Source organism: Lysobacter arenosi, from assembly GCF_016613475.2.
Taxonomy (GTDB): domain Bacteria; phylum Pseudomonadota; class Gammaproteobacteria; order Xanthomonadales; family Xanthomonadaceae; genus Lysobacter_J; species Lysobacter_J arenosi.
On record NZ_CP071517.1, the window covers coordinates 2,090,805 to 2,108,295 of the forward strand.

At 64.5% G+C, this 17,491-nt stretch carries 14 protein-coding genes; 8 read left to right on the forward strand and 6 right to left on the reverse strand.

The genetic code is table 11. From position 1 onward, the window contains the following. The first annotated feature begins 157 nt into the window (after positions 1 to 157). The 4 genes from HIV01_RS09775 (at position 158) to HIV01_RS09790 (ending at position 4,714) form a co-directional block, all read left to right on the forward strand. Entirely contained in the window at positions 158 to 559 is a 402-nt protein-coding gene (locus tag HIV01_RS09775; protein ID WP_200606753.1) for a pilin, read from the forward strand. 75 nt (positions 560 to 634) lie between these two features. Beyond that, positions 635 to 2,539 carry an ArnT family glycosyltransferase gene (locus HIV01_RS09780; protein ID WP_200606754.1) on the forward strand — a complete coding sequence of 635 codons (1,905 nt, stop codon included), beginning with the start codon at positions 635 to 637 and terminating at the stop codon, positions 2,537 to 2,539. A 26-nt stretch (positions 2,540 to 2,565) separates the two neighbouring features. Beyond that, positions 2,566 to 3,414, forward strand: a complete 849-nt coding sequence (locus HIV01_RS09785) for a hypothetical protein (protein ID WP_200606755.1) — start codon at positions 2,566 to 2,568, stop codon at positions 3,412 to 3,414. A 1-nt stretch (position 3,415) separates the two neighbouring features. After that, a complete protein-coding gene (locus HIV01_RS09790) occupies positions 3,416 to 4,714 on the forward strand; it encodes a lipopolysaccharide biosynthesis protein (RefSeq protein WP_207526915.1) in 1,299 nt (432 codons plus the stop codon). A 36-nt stretch (positions 4,715 to 4,750) separates the two neighbouring features. On the opposite strand, the gene HIV01_RS09795 is transcribed toward HIV01_RS09790, so the two are convergent. Genes HIV01_RS09795 through HIV01_RS09805 form a run of 3 tightly spaced genes read right to left on the reverse strand, consistent with a single transcriptional unit; the run spans position 4,751 to position 7,776 of the window. Further along, a complete protein-coding gene (locus HIV01_RS09795; RefSeq protein ID WP_200606757.1) occupies positions 4,751 to 5,815 on the reverse strand; it encodes a glycosyltransferase family 4 protein in 1,065 nt (354 codons plus the stop codon). A 3-nt stretch (positions 5,816 to 5,818) separates the two neighbouring features. Continuing rightward, the gene (locus tag HIV01_RS09800; protein WP_200606758.1) at positions 5,819 to 6,907 is read right to left on the reverse strand and encodes a UDP-N-acetylglucosamine 2-epimerase; all 1,089 of its coding nucleotides are present in this window, start codon (positions 6,905 to 6,907) and stop codon (positions 5,819 to 5,821) included. After that, the gene (locus HIV01_RS09805) at positions 6,904 to 7,776 is read right to left on the reverse strand and encodes a glycosyltransferase family 2 protein (RefSeq protein WP_200606760.1); all 873 of its coding nucleotides are present in this window, start codon (positions 7,774 to 7,776) and stop codon (positions 6,904 to 6,906) included. The genes HIV01_RS09800 and HIV01_RS09805 overlap by 4 nt, the downstream gene beginning before the upstream one ends. 172 nt (positions 7,777 to 7,948) lie before the next feature. Here HIV01_RS09805 and pilB point away from each other — a divergent pair, with 172 nt between their 5' ends. From pilB to HIV01_RS09820, 3 genes are all read left to right on the forward strand, one after another. Next, complete coding sequence (pilB, locus tag HIV01_RS09810; RefSeq protein WP_200606762.1) at positions 7,949 to 9,673, forward strand: type IV-A pilus assembly ATPase PilB; 1,725 nt, start codon at positions 7,949 to 7,951, stop codon at positions 9,671 to 9,673. Between the two features lie 141 nt (positions 9,674 to 9,814). Next, positions 9,815 to 11,071 carry a type II secretion system F family protein gene (locus HIV01_RS09815; protein WP_200606764.1) on the forward strand — a complete coding sequence of 419 codons (1,257 nt, stop codon included), beginning with the start codon at positions 9,815 to 9,817 and terminating at the stop codon, positions 11,069 to 11,071. A gap of 37 nt (positions 11,072 to 11,108) precedes the next feature. Further along, positions 11,109 to 11,972, forward strand: coding sequence for a prepilin peptidase (locus HIV01_RS09820; RefSeq protein ID WP_200606766.1), 864 nt, complete (start codon positions 11,109 to 11,111; stop codon positions 11,970 to 11,972). A gap of 28 nt (positions 11,973 to 12,000) precedes the next feature. Here the strand turns inward: HIV01_RS09820 and HIV01_RS09825 are convergent, their stop codons facing one another. Continuing rightward, positions 12,001 to 12,750, reverse strand: a complete 750-nt coding sequence (locus tag HIV01_RS09825; RefSeq protein WP_200606767.1) for a class I SAM-dependent methyltransferase — start codon at positions 12,748 to 12,750, stop codon at positions 12,001 to 12,003. A gap of 153 nt (positions 12,751 to 12,903) precedes the next feature. Here HIV01_RS09825 and coaE point away from each other — a divergent pair, with 153 nt between their 5' ends. Further along, positions 12,904 to 13,527: a dephospho-CoA kinase gene (gene coaE, locus HIV01_RS09830; protein ID WP_200606768.1), complete on the forward strand. Its 624-nt coding sequence runs from the start codon at positions 12,904 to 12,906 to the stop codon at positions 13,525 to 13,527. Here the strand turns inward: coaE and HIV01_RS09835 are convergent, their stop codons facing one another. Together HIV01_RS09835 and secA are read right to left on the reverse strand one after the other, a co-directional pair. Next, on the reverse strand, positions 13,528 to 14,529 hold the full coding sequence (locus HIV01_RS09835; RefSeq protein ID WP_200606769.1) for a Nudix family hydrolase: 1,002 nt from the start codon (positions 14,527 to 14,529) through the stop codon (positions 13,528 to 13,530). It lies immediately after the preceding gene. Positions 14,530 to 14,688: 159 nt separating this feature from the next. After that, the gene (gene secA, locus HIV01_RS09840) at positions 14,689 to 17,421 is read right to left on the reverse strand and encodes a preprotein translocase subunit SecA (protein WP_200606770.1); all 2,733 of its coding nucleotides are present in this window, start codon (positions 17,419 to 17,421) and stop codon (positions 14,689 to 14,691) included. Positions 17,422 to 17,491: the final 70 nt, after the last annotated feature.

Here is a 17,491-nt window from a genome sequence, read left to right on the forward strand (position 1 = left end):
CAGCAACCCTGTTGTAAGGCAACACAAAAAGGGGGCGGCAGTAGCCGCCCCTTTTTTTAGACCTGACTGACTCCCCCGACAGTTCAGTGGCTGCCAATCGGCGCAATGCAATGCGATGCCATGCGGCAACAACCACGCGACGAGGAAGGAACTAGTCATGAAGAGGACCCGCGGCTTCACGCTCATCGAATTGATGATTGTGGTGGCGATCATTGCAATCCTGGCTGCCATCGCCATGCCCGCGTACAAGGGATTCGTCATCCGCACGCAGGTTACCGCTGGCCTGGCGGACATCGCCCTGGGCCGGACCATGTTCGACACGCTGCTGTTGACGAATAACGGGGCGGCCTTTACGCGCTCCGACATCGGCCTGAGCGCTTCAACGGCGATGTGCTCCTCGATCAACGTGGATCCCAGCATCGACGGCCACATCAGCTGCACACTCAATGGCAGCCCCGTGATTGCCTCGCGGCAGATCACCCTCGATCGCGCCAGCAGTGGCGGTTGGACCTGCACTACCACCGTCAGTACGCTTTATCGCCCCACCCACTGCAGCTGACCGGCGTCGGCTCGGCAAGGGGCCGGCTCGGCGAACGATGCTGCGGTGGACGCACTACGGACCACCCGACAAACCATGATGAAGAAGTTCCGCTTCCCCCTGAGTCAAAGCGCTTGCCTCATGCTGGCCTTGTTCAGCCTGGTGGCAATGATCTATGCACCGGGTCTGAGCGGTGACTTTCTCTTCGACGATTTCCACAACATCGTCCACAACAAAAGCGTTCACGCCACATCGCTGGACTGGGCCACGTTGGTAAGGGCCGCGACCGCCTACGAACCCGGAGCCATCGCCCGGCCATTGGCGACCGTCACGTTCGCCATTGATTACTACATCGGCGGAGCGGATCCCTGGGGCTACAAGCTGGTCAATGTACTGATCCATGCCCTCAACTCCCTGCTCATCCTGGCCCTTGTCCAACGCCTGGCAGGACTCGGGCAGACGCGGTACCGATGGACCGCAGCGACCTGTTTCGTCATTGCAGCCGTCTGGGCGCTGCATCCACTGCAGGTGTCCGCGGTCTTGTATGTCGTGCAGCGGATGGAAATCCTCTCGCTCACGTTTGTCCTGGTCGGTTTGCTGGCCTATATCAAGGGTCGCCGGGCGCAAGTCGCCGGGGCCGCGGGCTGGGGTTGGCTCCTGTTCTCCTTCGCGCTCGCAGGCATCGGCCTGCTGAGCAAGGAAACCGCGGTCCTGTTTCCGCTCTACTGCCTCGCATTGGAGCTCACGCTGCTGGATTTTTCGGCACAGCAGCGCAGGACCCGGCAGGTGCTGGTGGCCTTCTACGCCATCGCGTCGGTGCTGGCGGTCATCGCGTTTGTATTCGTCATCCTGCCGCACTACTGGGCGCCCGAGAGTTTCGAGGGCCGCAACTACACGATGGTCGAGCGCCTGCTGACCCAGCTGCGCGTCCTTTCGATGTATCTGGGGTGGATGATCGTTCCCGCCACGGGGACGATGACCTTCTACTACGACAACTTCGTCCCTTCGCACGGACTGCTCGACCCGGTCAGCACGCTTTGGGGCGGCCTGCTTCTGCTTGGCCTGCTCGCCGCCGCCATTGCCTCGCGCAAGCGCAATCGTCTCTTCGCACTCGGCATGCTGTGGTTCTTCTGCGCCCATGTCCTGACCAGCAACGTGATTCCCCTCGAACTGGTCTTCGAACACAGGAACTACTTCGCCCTGCTCGGCGTAGTGCTGGCGGTGGCATCCCTGATCGACCGGATTCCCACGCCGACAACGACGGCCATCTCTCGCACTCTGGCTGCGGCACTGATCGCCTCGCTGGGTTTCCTGACGGTCCTGCAGACTGCGACGTGGGGCAACACGTTGCAGCTGAGCATCGACCTGGCTTCGAGGAATCCGCAGTCGAGCCGCGCCGCCGCAGACCTCGCAACTGTCTACGTGCTGCTGTCGGACGACAGCGCCCAATCGCCCTTCTACTGGCTGGCCACATCCGAACTGGAGCGCGCTTCGAAGCTCCCGTACGCCTCCCCGATGCCCGAGCAGGGCCTGATCCTGCTGGCGGCCGCCACCGGACAGCCGGTCAAGGACGAACTGTGGACGCGCCTCATCGGCAAACTGCGAACACTGCCCATCGGTCCTCAGGAGATGCAGTCCGTGAGCGGACTGCTGGACCGCCGGGAGAACGGCATCGAGCTCGATGACCGGCGCCTGGGTGAAGCCTGCTCCGCCCTGATCTCCAGGCGCGCGCTGCATCCTTACATCTACGCGACGTGCGCCAACCATGCGCTGACCTATCTTCACGATCGCGATGGCGCACTGGCGATGTTCAAGCTGGCTGTCGAGCACAGCGCCGCCGACCCCGCCTATGCCACCCAGATCATCGACACCCTTCGCGATGACGGGCACCCTGAAATGGCTGCCGTGCTGGAACAAGGCAGGCAAGCGCGACCATCGGCGGCACCAACCGTCCCTGCCTCGCGATCGGACGCGGTCGGCACTTCGCCGACATCAGGCTAAGATTCAAGAAACACTGCGCCCGCCCGATGCGTTCCGACGTCCACAAGCCATCCTGGATCACCCGCTTTCGAAGGGCCATCCACCAGATAACCCGCCATACCGCAGCGGCGGGGTTGCTGCGCGAGTCGGTGCTGCTGCAGTTGCAGGCGCTTCCGCGATATTCCGATCCTCGGCGGCTGATCGCGCACGAACACAAGGCGTTCTCGCAGAACGGTGAAGACGGAGCAATTGCGGAGATTTTTCGCAGGATCGGCGCGCAATCGCGCACGTTCGTCGAGATCGGCGTCGGTGACGGGCTGGAGAACAACACTACGTTCCTGCTCCAGCAGGGCTGGTCGGGAATCTGGGTGGAAGGCGGCAGGGACAACTGTCGCAACATTCGCCGCCGCTTCGAGAAGTACCTCACGACCGGACAACTTGTCCTGGTGGAAGCGATGGTCACTCGCGAGAATGTCGCCCGCCTGCTCGAACCACTGCTTGCGACGAGGCCCTTGGACCTGTTGTCGATCGACGTCGACCGCAACACCTACCACGTGTGGCAAGCGTTATCGGGGATCGAGCCGCGCGTGGCAGTGATCGAGTACAACGCTACGTTCCCGCATCACGTCCACTGGATCGTGGACTACGATCCGGACAAATGGTGGCGCGGCAGCAGCCACTTCGGCGCCAGCCTGGCCTCCTTGGCCGAACTGGCCCAATCGCGGCAGATGAGCCTGGTTGGCTGCGACCTGACGGGAACAAACGCGTTTTTCGTGAGCACCACGCTTTGTGGCGATCGGTTCCTGGCACCGTTCACCGCAGAGAATCACTACGAACCTTGCCGGATGCATCTCCATCGCACCGTGCACGGCCACGTCCCGGCGATCGGCGACTGAAGTGAACGACAAGGGCGGAGCTGCAGGCAATCGGGTGTCCTCCAGGCTTCGATACTGGAGGCTCGTGTCCGGCTATCGCCCCGGCGCCCTGGCCTTCAGCACCCTGCTCGGCACCTTCTGGCAGATCGTCCGGCTGGCTAGCCAGATGCTGGTGATCGTGGTCATTGCCAGATCGCTGGGAGCACAAGGTTACGGCACGCTCGCCGGCTTCGGCGGCCTTGCCGTGATCCTCGGCGGCCTTACGGGACTCGGTAGCGGCTACCTGCTCCTGCAGGAGGTCTCACGGCAGCGCAGTTCGTTCGGCTTGTTATGGAGAACGTGCCTGGTCGCCATATTCGCCAGCGGGTTCGTACTCTCCGCCCTGTACGTCTCGATCGCACAAGCCGTTGTCCGGGCCGATCTGGGAATGACCACGCTGGTTGCAATCGCGATCTCGGAGCTGTTCTGCTATCCGATCGTCTATGCCAGCGCTTTCGCTTTCCAGGCCCACGAACGCCTGGGCTGGGCGACTGGCCTGCCATCGCTCATGGCGCTTGCGCGACTGGCCGGAGCGGCGGCATTCCTGCTGTACTCGCCTGACCCTGACTTCGACCGTTACATGTTGTTCCACCTGTCAGCCTCGATGGCCTCGGCAGTGATCGCCATCGTGGCAGTCCAACGCCTGCTGCGTCCGGCCGCCGCTGGCCGCATTTCCTGGCGATCGCTATTCGGCGGTATGCATTTCTCGGTCTCATGGCTCACCAGCAATGCGTACGGTGAAACCGACAAGGTGCTAACCGCCAGGTACCTCGGACTCGACCTGGCGGGCGCTTACGCGATGGCGTATCGGGTGATCTCGGCGCTGTCGGCGCCAGTCGCCGCTCTCGCCCTGGCGATCCAGCCCCGACTGTTCCGGTCTGTCGATGCATCCAACACCACGGAGCGCCGAAGGCTGTTGCGCTGGAGTCTGGCGCTTGCCGCCGTGTATTCGGTTGCAGCTGGGGGACTGGTCGTGGCAGCTGCGCCGTTACTGGTCTGGCTGGTCGGAGAAGAGTTCGCGGATTCCGTCAAGGCGGTCCGATGGCTGGCGCCCCTGCTGCTCGTGATGAGTCTGCGCACGCTTGCCGCGACGCTGTTGAGCAGTACCGGGCGAGTCCTCGCTCGAGCAAGGATCGAACTGATATCGGCCGCCACGATGCTGGCCAGTGGCCTGTTGCTCATCCCGAGCCACGGGTTCCAGGGAGCCATACTTAGCCTGTACCTGACCGAATTGATCCAGCTGGGCATGTTGGGCGCGATTGCCCGCCACGACCTGAGCTGACGATGGTGGAAGGCTCCCGGTAGCCGGTTCTCACGGTCACTGTTTGGCCTTCGGGTTCAACAGCGAATCGTAGAGATCGACATATGCCGCGATTGCATTCTCCTGGGAATAACAACCGACCGCTCTTCGCCGCCCTTCGGCACCAGCATGCTCGACCAGCGCGCGGTCCTTCGCCAGCAATCGACAACAGGCCTCGAGCCTGTCGATGTCGTCGATCTCAACCAACAGTTCGGATCCCGCGTCATCGAGCACTTCGGCAATTGCACCGCTACGAAAACCCACGACCGGCTTGGAACAGGCCATGGCTTCCAACGCCGCATAGCCAAAGCCTTCATAACGCGATGGCACAAGGACCGCGTCGCACGACCGATAGGCCTCGACCAGTTCAAGACGACTGAGTTGGCCCAGCACGCGTATCCCGGTCGGCGCCTGTGAACGCCCCCCTCTCAGGCCTGCCGTGCATGCGATCTCGAAATCATCCCCTAGGCGCCTTGCCAGTTCTTCCACGACGTCGCCCCCTTTCCTCCTCGAGAAGTTGCCCACGAACAGGAGCCGGAAGGGACCCGCCTGCCTGACCGTGGCGTCCATGGGCGAGAACAACTGGTAGTCGAGCCAATGCGGAATGACTGCAGGAGCAGCGCTTGGATGGGACCGCGTCACGGCGTTCGCCGTGAACTGGCTCACAGCGGTCAACGCGGTCGAGGTGCGATAGGACCGGTGCGTCCACGGACCGATCCACAGTCGGTGGTACGCGCGCTGCAGCACGGTCTTGTAGGGATCGAAATCCGGATCCAGCACGTAGTGATGCTCGGTGGCGACCACCGGCAGTCCCCAGCCGGTGAACGCAAACGCGCAGGCAGCATTGGAGTGGATGATGTTGGCGCCTGCCGGCGGCCGGTGCAGCTTGAGGAGAAAAGGCGCCAGTTCGTAGCTGTGCGCGAACCAGGTGATCTCCGCCTCGACTCCCGCCGCATGCAGACCAGCCACCAGCCGCTCGACGAAAACGTCAGCGCCACTGCCGGCCTTTACGGCGGGAAACCAGATGTAAGGGGCCTTCCGCGCAGCGAGGTCCCGGCTTTGGCCGTGCGCGAGGTTGGCCATGCTTCAACCTTCCTGGTTGGCAGGCAGCCCAACCAGGGCATCCACGATCCGCCTCGACGGCGAAACCGAGGGAATCGGACGTCGCACCCAGCGCTTGGCGGCGTGGCGCGCGATGAACCGCTGGATGACATCGGGATCCAGGCCGGAAAGCTCGACCATGTCGCCGATCCCATCTGGACGTTCAGTGTGGCGACGCAGCAACAGGCACGGGATGCCCAGCACGGCCGCCTCTTCCTGGTTGCTGCCGCCATCGGTGAGCAGGAAGTTCGATCCGACCAGCAGGTCCAGGAACTCGCTGTGCCCCATGCGCGCCAGGAGCGTGATGCCTGGGCATGCGTTCAGGCGCTCGCCCCAACCAGTCGACGCGAGTTTCGCGCGGGTGGCCGGATGAAGCACGAAACGGATCGGTACCGTCCGGGCGGCCTCGAGGATCTGCGACATCAACATGTCGAAATCGCGCCGGTTGCTGAGGTTCTCGTTGCGATGCATCGACACGACCGCGTAGTCGGGCGTTCGCGGGGATTCGTCGACGCGCTGCAGCGAAACGCCCAGCGCATCGATCAAAGTGTTTCCGTGCGAATCGACGACCCGGCCCCGAACGCCCGCGAGGTTGCCGACGGCGTCGGCACTGGGCGCGCAATGCAGCGACGTCAGGCGCGAGACTATCCTGCGGATGATTTCCTCCGGGAAGGGGTCGGTCAGGCTTTGCGACCTCAAGCCCGCTTCCACGTGGCAGACAGGCAGGCCACAAATTCGCGCCAGCGCGGCGCAGTAAAGCGTCGACGCCGTGTCGCCGTGAACCAGCACCATGCTCGCCGACCGATGCCCACCCTGCATGCGCCATCGCCACGCACGGAGCCAGAACCGCAGGCTCCACTGGAAGAACGTCGTGTGTGTATCCGCCTCGTGGTTCGGCACCCAGCACTCGTCGGCCGGCCGCGTTCCGAACCCTGCCTCCAGATCCGAGAACGTCTCCGAGTGCTGACCTGTGTAGATCAGCCTGTACTCGACGCGACGCCTGTCCAGTTCCAGCAGGATCGGGGCTGTCTTGATGTACTGGGCCTTGGTTCCGACAAAAACCAGCAACGTCATTGGCGCTCGCCATCCGATGGCAGGCGCTGGTAGGTCAGGCCGGTGATCTGCTCTGAAACCAGACCGATGAGGAAGACGATGACGGCCGCACTGAACAGCAACACGCTCATGTTGGTGAAGCGTCCGCTGGAAAGGTAGGTGTAGAGGTAGTAACCCAGCCCGGTCAGGAAGAACGCAGCTCCGACGGGCGCGAACAGCTTCAGCGGCGAGTACAGCGTCGCGATCTTGAAGATGATCAACAGGAATCGGATGCCGTCTTTCAGCGGCCGTATGTGGCTGCCGTTGCCGATTCGCTTGGCCACGGGGATCGGTACGTAGGCGACCGGATAGGCGCTGCGAAAGAACGCCATGGTGCTGGTGGTGGGATAACTGAATCCGTTGGGGAGCAGGTGCAGGAACTCGCGGAACCTGTCGGCGCGGACGGCGCGGAAGCCGGATGTCAGGTCGAGGATTTCGTGCCCGGTCATCCAGCTGGACAGGCGGTTGTACAACCCGTTGGCCAGCCCGCGGTGGAAGTTGGCCTGTCCGGAACCGTCGCGGGCGCCCACGACCATGTCGTAGCCCTCCTCCAGCTTCGCCAGGAGCAGGCCGACATGGGCCGCACTGTGCTGGCCGTCTGCGTCCATGAACACGATCACTTCGCCGGTGGCCGCCCGGGCACCGCGCTTGATCGCGGCGCCATTGCCCATCGAATATGGCGAGGACAGAACGCGAGCCCCATGGCCGGCCGCCACCAGGGCGGTGCTGTCGCTGGAACCGTCGTCGACCACGATGAGCTCAACGTCGGGCCATTGCTCGCGCAACGCCGGCAGTGTCCGGGCCAGGCCTTCGGCCTCGTTCTTTGCTGGTAGTACTACGGAAACGCGCATCCCCTCCCCCTTTCGCCACAGAGTAGGCGATCGGGCCTCCCCCAGGAAGGTGCAGGCGTCCCCGTTTTCTAAATGGGGCTGCGGCCGCGGGACTGCACAAACGTGCGCACCGTCCGCTCCCCAGGCAACAGGATTGCGGTACAGTCCGATCGGGGAATCACAGGGGGGCTCCATGAGCACCGTTGCCACTGCCAATCTGGTGGGGATCACCGGCATTGCCCGGCGCCTTGTGCTGGACGGCGTGCTGGACGATTCGGCCGCCCGCCAGGCCTTGGCTTCCGCCACCGGTCTGAAGCAGCCTATTGCCGCCTATCTGGCGGAGAAGCGCCTGGTGACGCCGGCGCAGTTGGCCGCCGCCAACTCGATCGAGTTCGGCGTGCCGCTTCTGGATGCGTCTGCCTTCGACCCCAGGCAAACCGCGATCAAGATCGTCAACGAAGCCCTGGTCCGCAAGCATTCGGTGCTGCCGCTATTCAAACGCGGCAATCGCCTTTTCATTGGCATCGCCGATCCGACCAACAACCAGGCCCTGGAAGAGATCAAGTTCCAGACCAACCTGGCGATCGAGCCGATCCTGGTCGACGAAGAGCGGATCAAGCGCTGCATCGAAACCTGGCTGGAGGCCAGTGATGCACTTGGCGATGCGGTCGGCGATTCGGAGGGCCTGGAGTCCCTCGACGTCTCTGGCGGCGAAGCCGACCTGGCCAACGAAAGCGGCGTGGACGTCAAGACCGACGACACGCCCGTGGTCAAGTTCGTCAACAAGGTGCTGGTGGATGCGATCCGCAAGGGCGCGTCCGACATCCACTTCGAGCCCTACGAAACGGAATACCGCGTGCGCCTGCGCATCGACGGCCTGCTCAAGCAGGTGGCCAAGGTGCCGCCGAGCCTGCAGGCCCGTATCGCCGCGCGCGTGAAGGTGATGGCGCAGCTCGACATCGCCGAGAAGCGCGTGCCGCAGGACGGCCGCATCAAGCTCAACATCTCCAAGACCAAGCAGGTCGACTTCCGCGTCAGCACCCTGCCGACCCTGTTCGGCGAGAAGGTGGTGATGCGTATCCTCGACGGCAGCGCGGCCAAGCTGGGCATCGACAAGCTCGGCTATGAAGACGCACAGCGCGCGCTCTACGAGCAGGCGCTGGCCAAGCCCTACGGCATGGTGCTGGTGACCGGCCCGACCGGCTCGGGCAAGACGGTTTCGCTCTACACCGGCCTGAACATCCTCAACGACGAACAGCGCAACATCTCCACCGTCGAGGACCCGGTCGAAATCCGCGTACCGGGCATCAACCAGGTGCAGATGAACGTCAAGCGCGGCATGACCTTCGCCGCTGCGCTGCGAAGCTTCCTGCGCCAGGACCCGGACGTGATCATGGTCGGCGAAATCCGCGACCTCGAAACGGCCGAGATCGCCATCAAGGCCGCGCAGACCGGCCACATGGTGCTGTCCACCCTGCACACCAACGACGCCCCGCAGACCATCGCACGCTTGATGAACATGGGCGTGGCGCCGTTCAACATCACTTCGTCAGTGACCCTGGTCATTGCCCAGCGACTCGCGCGCCGTCTGCATGACTGCAAACGGGAAGTGACTCTGCCCGAGCACGCGCTCCTCGCAGAAGGGTTCAAGGCCGAGGAAATCGCCGATGGCATGAAGATATTCGAAGCCGTCGGCTGCTCCGACTGCACCGAGGGCTACAAGGGCCGAACCGGTATCTATCAGGTCATGCCCATGACCGACGAGATCCAGGCGATCGTGCTGGCAGGCGGCAACGCGATGCAGATCGCGGAGGCGGCCCGCCGCTCAGGCGTCAATGACCTGCGTCAGTCGGCGCTGCTGAAAGTCAGGAATGGCGTCACCAGTCTGGCGGAGATCAACCGCGTGACGAAGGACTGACCATGTCGACCTTGAACGCCAATCCAGGAACGGCCGTCCCAGGCGAAAGCAAGGGAGTGGCTGTGGCTTCCCCCACTCGGTACGTAGCGAACGGCAAGATCTTCGCTGCGCTCGGAATGACAACGACAAAGGACTAGACCCATGTCCGCGACCCGCACCGCCACCAAGCCCGCCACCGTGCGCCGCACCGATGCCATGCCCTTGTTCGTCTGGCAGGGCGCGGACAAGCGCGGCAAGATCATGAAGGGCGAAACACCGGCCAAGAATGCCAACTCGCTGCGCGCCGAACTGCGCAAGCAAGGCATCACCCCGAAGGTGGTCAAGCCCAAGGGCAAGCCGCTGTTCGGCGCCGCCGGCAAGCGCATCACCCCGCTCGACATCGCGATCTTCAGTCGTCAGATCGCCACGATGATGAAGTCCGGCGTGCCCATCGTCGGCGCCATGGAAATCATCGCCAACGGCAACAAGAATCCCCGCATGGTGACGCTGGTCAATGCGGTGCGCGCCGATGTCGAAAGCGGCTCCTCGCTGTATGAAGCCCTGTGCAAGCATCCGGTCCAGTTCGACGAGCTGTACCGCAACCTGGTCAGGGCCGGCGAAGCAGCCGGTGTGCTCGAGACGGTTCTCGATACGGTCGCGACCTACAAGGAAAACATCGAAGCCCTGAAGGGCAAGATCAAGAAGGCGATGTTCTATCCGGCAATGGTCATGGCCGTTGCGATGATCGTCAGTTCGATCCTCCTTGTCTTCGTGGTGCCGCAATTCGAGGAAGTCTTCAAGGGTTTCGGCGCGGACCTGCCGGCCTTCACCAAGATGATCGTGGCGCTCAGCCGCTTCATGGTTGCCTGGTGGTTCGTGGTACTGCTGATCGTCGTGGGAACGATCGTCGCGTTCATCATGGCCAAGAACCGCTCGGTGGCCTTTGCGCGGCTGCTCGACCGCCTGATCCTGAAGTTGCCGGTCATCGGCCAGATCATGCATAACTCGGCGATCGCGCGTTTCTCGCGCACGCTGGCCGTCACCTTCAAGGCCGGCGTGCCGCTGGTCGAGGCGCTGGACACTGTCGCAGGCGCCACCGGCAACGTCCTGTACGAGGACGCCGTGCGCAATATTCGCGATGACGTCGCGGTCGGCTACCCGGTCAACGTGGCGATGAAGCAGGTCAACCTGTTCCCGCACATGGTCACCCAGATGACCGCGATCGGCGAAGAGGCCGGCGCGCTCGATGCCATGTTGTTCAAGGTCGCCGAGTTCTACGAGCAGGAGGTCAACAACGCGGTCGACGCACTGGCGAGCCTGCTGGAACCGCTGATCATGGTGTTCCTGGGCGTGATCGTCGGCGGCATGGTCATCGCGATGTACCTTCCGATCTTCAAACTGGCGGCGGCGGTCGGCTGATCGCCAGCCGAGCACTACTTAGGCCACAATCCGACGCATGGCATTCCTAGATCAGAACCCCGCCATCGGTTTTCCGCTGGCGGCCGGGCTCGGCCTGTTGGTCGGCAGCTTCCTCAACGTGGTGATCCTGCGGCTGCCCAAGCGGCTGGAGTGGCAGTGGCGGCGTGACAGCCGCGAGGTCCTCGGCGAGCCGGAGACCTACGATCCGCCACCGCCAGGCATCGTGATCGAGAGATCGCACTGCCCGCATTGCAAGCACCAGCTGTCCTGGTACGAGAACATTCCGGTGTTCAGCTACCTGGCGCTGCGCGGCCGTTGCCGCAGCTGCAAGACGCCGATCTCGCCGCAGTACCCGCTGGTCGAGTTGCTGACCATGCTGCTGGTGGTCGCCTGCGTCTGGCGTTTCGGCTTCGGCTGGCAGGGCTTCGGTGCAATCGTCTTCACCTGCTTCCTGATCGTGCTGTCGGGCATCGACCTGCGCACGCAGCTATTGCCCGACCAGCTGACATTGCCGTTGATGTGGCTGGGGTTGATAGCCGCTTCGGACAATCTCTATTTCCCCGCCAAGCCGGCCCTGCTCGGCGCGGTTGCGGGCTACCTGAGCCTTTGGACCGTCTGGTGGCTGTTCAAGCAGCTCACCGGCAAGGAAGGCATGGGCCACGGCGACTTCAAGCTGCTGGCCGCCATTGGTGCCTGGACCGGCCTCAAGGGCATCCTGCCGACCATCCTGCTCTCATCGCTGGTTGGCGCGATCATCGGCTCGATCTGGCTGGCGATGAAGGGGCGCGATCGCGCCACGCCGATTCCGTTCGGCCCCTACCTGGCCATTGCCGGCTGGATCGCCTTCTTCTGGGGCGAGCAGATCGTCGGGACCTACATGCGGGTTTCAGGCCTCCGCTAGGGCCGGGCGAAGTTCGAGCGCGTCTGCGCTAGGCAGTTTCGCGATGGGCGTACAGGAATGTGTTCCGGAACTCCGCCCACGGTTCGTCGTGGTGGCGACAACTGAACCCACGTGCCTCAAGATCGCGGAGCACGACGTCGAGGTGGTAGACGTGCAGTTGCATGGCCGGTTCGAAGACCGGTCGCCCGCGAAGGATGTTGCGCAACCAGTTCGCCGGCGGAAACGCATAGCGAAGCCGTACGAGACCGCGGACGATCGGCGAATCGTTATGACCAGTCAGTATCTGCACCGCCAGGCAGCCTCCAGGACTGACCCGATCTGCAAGGGACTGCAGGATCACACGACCGCGGCGCCAGGGAATGTGCTGCAGAACGATATGCGAATGCACCAGGTCGAATTCGCCCGAGGCGCGGGACAAGCCGTCGTCGGATTCAATGAAGGTGACATTCGACACCCCGGCTGCGTCGCAGTTGCGCCGTGCTTCGGCAATCATGGACGGCGAGATGTCGACAGCGGTGACGCGATCAGCACGCCGGGCCAACGGGATGACCAGACGACCGACGCCGCACCCGAAATCCAGGGCCGATCCTGGCTCGAATCCGGAGCCGAATGCATCTTTGAGGTTCCGCACGGTCCTGGCGATGTGCTCCTCGCCGGACGCGAAAAACTCACTCTTGGCCTCGCCGGTCATCGAATCCGTACGAAAGCGTTCGCTGCTGCACACTCCGAAATACGGGTCGGCTGCGCCCCATTGCTCCCAGTCTCGATCCGTACCCATGTGGTGACTCCCCTTCAGCAAGGCTCCATCTTACCCGGACGCCGCCGCCCGCCGAACCGCATCCGGGCATCGCTGGACCGTGTCATAGGCGGACTCTGACCGCCTTCACTGTTCGCATGTAGCGTCAGCGGAGCTTGCCTATATGATCCGCGCATGAGCGATTTCATCATTGGCGTCACCGGCGGCGTCGCCTCAGGCAAGAGCGTCGTCACGCGCCGGTTCGAGGAACTTGGGGTGGTCGTGGCCGATGCCGATGTCGCCGCCCGCGCCGCGGTGGCGCCCGGGTCGGCCGGGCTGGCCGAAGTCGTTGCCGCGTTCGGGGTCGAGGTCCTGGCTGCCGACGGGGGCCTTGATCGCGCGGCCATGCGCAAGCGGGCCTTTGGCGACGAGGCCGCGCGGCGACGACTGGAAGCGATCATCCACCCGCGCGTGCGGATCGCACTGCATGAAGCCTGCCTCGCGGCCCCTGGACCTTATGCAATCGCCGCCATCCCGCTGCTGACCGAGGGCGGTGGCCGCGAAGCTTATCCCTGGCTGGCGCGGATCCTGGTGGTCGACGTGCCGGTCGCCGTGCAGCGTGCGCGGTTGATGGCGCGCGACGGTGTCGATGCCGGGCTGGCTGAGCGGATGATCGCGGCGCAGGCGACGCGTTCGCAGCGCCTGGCTGTTGCCGATGATGTACTGGTCAATGACGGCGCGCTGGACGCGCTCGACGGGCCCATCGCGGCCCTTGATCGCTGCTATCGCGCCCTGGCCGCGGTCGTCGACCGCAGCTGATCACGCCGGCCAGAGGCTGCGAATCGCGGCCACGCCCTGTGCGCCGTGCGCACGGGCTTCATCGAGGTCTTCAGGGGTCAGCCCGCCGATCGCATAGATCGGCAGCGACACATGCTCGCGCAAGGCGGCGAACGCGTCCCAGCCGATGCCGGCAATTCCCGGATGGCTGGGCGTCGCCCTGACACTGCCCAGCACCGCGAAGTCGCAGGCCAATGCCTCTGCCGCTATCAGGTCCTCGAGGACATGGCAGGACGCCGCGAGCGGCAGCCCGGGCGGTAGCGGCCGCTCACGCTGTGCGTGCAGAAGCGTGGACGGGAGGTGCAGGCCGGTACCCAGTTCCCGGGCGAGATCGGCATCGGCATTGATCAGTACTTCGGCACCGGCGTGCCGGCACCGCTGCACTGCCTGGGTCGCGAGCGATCGCCAGCGTGCCGGATCCAGCCCGGGCGCACGCAGCTGGACGCGGCGAACACCGGCCGCCAGCGCGGCTTCCAGCTGCAGCAACCAGAGTGCATCGTCGTCTTCGGGTGTCGGAGTGACCAGGTAGTGTGATGGCTGCAACAGCGCGGCCACCACCGGCCGATCCGCCGGCGGCATCGCATAACTGGCGAGCTTGTGCGGCGGCACCCACACCAGCGCCTGCCCCTCGCGTCCACGCGCGTTGCCGCGCCATTGGGCGACGATGCGCACGTCCAGGCGAAGGCGCTTGTCCGGATAGAGCTGCGGCACCGTGATCAGGGGCGCGCCCAGTTCGACGTCGATGCCGAGTTCTTCGTGGAGTTCGCGCACCAGCGCGTCCTCGGCCGACTCGCCGGGTTCGTGTTTGCCGCCGGGGAATTCCCACAGACCTGCCAGGTCGCGGCCTTCGGTGCGTCGCGCCAGCAGGATGCGGCCGCGGGCGTCGCGGATGACGCCGGCCATGACTTCGACGATACGGGTCGGCGCCGACCGCTCAGGGCCAGGCGGATGGGTAGAAACGGCTGGAGGGGGGTGGCCGGTCATGGTGTGCGCGCTTTTGGCGCCCTGCCCTCACCCCAACCCGCACTCCGGCCCGAGCGCATAGCGCTCGGGCGTTCGAGGACACGCGAGCCAATGGCTCGCAAGCTGTGTCCTCTCACCCCGCATTCGGGAGAGGGACTTTTTGAGCAATGCAACCGAAGGTCAGGCGATCTGCCCATGGCAGTGCTTGTACTTCTTGCCGCTGCCGCACGGGCACGGATCGTTGCGACCGACATTGGCGAAGGCATCGTTGCCACCGGTCAGCGCGCGCGCCTGCGCGGCTTCCTCGTCGGCACCGTAGCCGCCGACATCGGCGTGCTGGAACTGCATCTGCCGGGCCTGGGCCTCGGCGGCGGCGCGTTCCTGCGCTTCCAGCGCGGCGACTTCGTCCTCGCTGCGGATGCGCACGCGCGCCAGCAGGGTCACCACTTCGCGCTTGACCTTCTCCAGCATCTCGCTGAACAGCTCGAACGCTTCCTTCTTGTACTCCTGCTTGGGCTGCTTCTGCGCGTAACCGCGCAGGTGGATGCCCTGGCGCAGGTAGTCCATGCGCGCCAGATGCTCCTTCCAGTTCTGGTCGAGCACGTTGAGCATGATGTGCTTTTCCAGCATGCGCATGGTCTCGGCGCCGAGCTGGGTCTCGCGCTCGGAGAAGTGGCCCAGCACGGCCTGCTGCACGCGCTCCTCGATGGTCTCGGCGTCGAGCTCGTCGCTCTCCTTCGCCATCGCCACCAGCGGCACGGCCACGCCGAAGTCCTGCTCCAGCGTCGCTTCCAGGCCCGGCAGGTCCCACTGTTCGTCGATCGAGTTGAGCGGGACGAAGCGTGCGACGGTGTCGGCGACGACGTCGCTGCGCAGGCCTTCGATGTTCTCTTCGACGTTCTCGGCTTCGAGCAGTTCGTCGCGCTGGGCGTAGATCACCTTGCGCTGATCGTTGTTGACGTCATCGAAGTCGAGCAGGTTCTTGCGGATGTCGAAGTTGTGGGCCTCGACCTTGCGCTGCGCGTTGGCGATCTGCTTGGACACCAGCGGGCTTTCGATGATGTCGTCTTCCTTCAGGCCCATGCGCGCCATCACGCGCTGCACCCAGTCGGCAGCGAAGATGCGCATCAGGTTGTCTTCGAGCGACAGGTAGAAGCGGCTCGAACCCGGGTCGCCCTGGCGACCGGCGCGACCGCGCAGCTGGTTGTCGATGCGGCGGCTCTCGTGACGCTCGGTGCCGACGATGTGCAGGCCACCGGCGGCCTTCACGGCCTCGTGGCGTGCCTGCCATTCCGACTTCAGGCGTGCCTTGGTGACTTCGTCCAGCTCGCCGCCGTTGCTGGCTTCGAGCAGGGCCACTTCGTTCTCGAGCGAACCGCCGAGCACGATGTCGGTACCGCGGCCGGCCATGTTGGTGGCGATGGTGATCGCACCCGGGCGTCCGGCCTGCGCCACGATCTGGGCTTCGCGCTCGTGCTGCTTGGCGTTGAGCACTTCGTGGTGGATGCCGGCGTCGCGCAGCTGCTGGCTGAGCATTTCCGACACTTCGATCGAGGTGGTACCCACCAGCACCGGCTGCTTGCGCTCGTTGGCGTCCTTGATCTCGGCCAGCACCGCGCGGTACTTGCCGGCGCGGTTGAGGAACACCGCGTCGGCGTGGTCTTTGCGCTGCACCGGCTTGTGGGTCGGGATCACGATGACTTCCAGGCCGTAGATGCTCTGGAACTCGTACGCCTCGGTGTCGGCCGTACCGGTCATGCCCGACAGCTTGTTGTACATGCGGAACAGGTTCTGGAAGGTGATGCTCGCCAGCGTCTGGTTCTCGCGCTGGACCGGCACGCCTTCCTTCGCCTCGACCGCCTGGTGCAGGCCGTCGGACCAGCGACGACCGGCCAGGGTACGGCCGGTGAATTCATCGACGATCACCACTTCACCGTCGCGGACGATGTAATCGACGTCGCGCTGGTAGATGGCGTGCGCGCGCATGGCGGCGTTGAGGTGGTGGACGACGCCCAGGTTCTGCGCGCCGTACAGCGAATCGTCTTCGCCCTGCAGGATGCCGGCCTGGCGCAGCAGTGCCTCGGCGTGCTCCTGGCCGGATTCCGACAGGTGCACCTGCTTGCTCTTCTCGTCGACCCAGTAGTCGCCCTCGCCTTCTTCCGTGGTCTGGCGGACCAGGTTCGGGACGAGGCGGTTGACCTTGATGTACAGCTCCGGCGATTCGTCGGCCGGGCCGGAGATGATCAGCGGCGTGCGTGCCTCGTCGATCAGGATCGAGTCGACCTCGTCGACGATCGCGTAGTTGAGGCCGCGCTGGAAACGGTCTTCCTTCGACAGCGCCATGTTGTCGCGCAGGTAGTCGAAGCCGAACTCGTTGTTGGTGCCGTAGGTGATGTCGCAGCCATAGGCCGCGTGCTTGTCGCCGTGCGGCATGCCCGGGTAGACCACGCCGACCGACAGGCCCAGCCAGTTGTACACGCGCCCCATCCACGCCGAGTCGCGGCGGGCGAGGTAGTCGTTGACGGTGACGACGTGGACGCCCTTGCCTTCCAGGGCGTTGAGGTAGACCGGCAGCGTTGCCACCAGGGTCTTGCCTTCACCGGTGCGCATCTCGGCGATCTTGCCCAGGTGCAGGACCATGCCGCCGATCAGCTGGACGTCGTAATGGCGCATGCCCAGCACGCGGCGCGAGGCCTCGCGGCAGACGGCGAACGCCTCCGGCAGCAGCTTGTCGAGCGACTCGCCGTCGGCGATGCGCTTCTGGAACTCGGCAGTCTTGGCCTGCAGCTCAGCATCGCTGAGCTTCTCCATCTGCGGCTCGAGGGCGTTGATCTTGAGGACGGAGCGTTGCAGTTGACGCAGCAGGCGATCGTTGCGACTACCGAAAACGCGGGTAAGCAGGCTGTTGAGCATGTACGGGTCCGGAAAGCGGAACAGGGGAACCAGCAGGCAGGACGCACTCAGAGTGCGCGTCCGCCAGCAA

What these genes read in the sequence shown, in the direction of transcription:
- HIV01_RS09775 (WP_200606753.1), top strand. Translation starts at nt 158, where the DNA reads ATGAAGAGGACCCGCGGCTTCACGCTCATCGAATTGATGATTGTGGTG.
- pilB (WP_200606762.1), top strand. Translation starts at nt 7,949, where the DNA reads ATGAGCACCGTTGCCACTGCCAATCTGGTGGGGATCACCGGCATTGCC.
- HIV01_RS09800 (WP_200606758.1), bottom strand. Translation starts at nt 6,907, where the DNA reads ATGACGTTGCTGGTTTTTGTCGGAACCAAGGCCCAGTACATCAAGACA.
- HIV01_RS09825 (WP_200606767.1), bottom strand. Translation starts at nt 12,750, where the DNA reads ATGGGTACGGATCGAGACTGGGAGCAATGGGGCGCAGCCGACCCGTAT.
- HIV01_RS09805 (WP_200606760.1), bottom strand. Translation starts at nt 7,776, where the DNA reads ATGCGCGTTTCCGTAGTACTACCAGCAAAGAACGAGGCCGAAGGCCTG.
- HIV01_RS09815 (WP_200606764.1), top strand. Translation starts at nt 9,815, where the DNA reads ATGTCCGCGACCCGCACCGCCACCAAGCCCGCCACCGTGCGCCGCACC.
- HIV01_RS09780 (WP_200606754.1), top strand. Translation starts at nt 635, where the DNA reads ATGATGAAGAAGTTCCGCTTCCCCCTGAGTCAAAGCGCTTGCCTCATG.
- HIV01_RS09785 (WP_200606755.1), top strand. Translation starts at nt 2,566, where the DNA reads ATGCGTTCCGACGTCCACAAGCCATCCTGGATCACCCGCTTTCGAAGG.
- coaE (WP_200606768.1), top strand. Translation starts at nt 12,904, where the DNA reads ATGAGCGATTTCATCATTGGCGTCACCGGCGGCGTCGCCTCAGGCAAG.
- HIV01_RS09835 (WP_200606769.1), bottom strand. Translation starts at nt 14,529, where the DNA reads ATGACCGGCCACCCCCCTCCAGCCGTTTCTACCCATCCGCCTGGCCCT.
- HIV01_RS09795 (WP_200606757.1), bottom strand. Translation starts at nt 5,815, where the DNA reads ATGGCCAACCTCGCGCACGGCCAAAGCCGGGACCTCGCTGCGCGGAAG.
- secA (WP_200606770.1), bottom strand. Translation starts at nt 17,421, where the DNA reads ATGCTCAACAGCCTGCTTACCCGCGTTTTCGGTAGTCGCAACGATCGC.
- HIV01_RS09820 (WP_200606766.1), top strand. Translation starts at nt 11,109, where the DNA reads ATGGCATTCCTAGATCAGAACCCCGCCATCGGTTTTCCGCTGGCGGCC.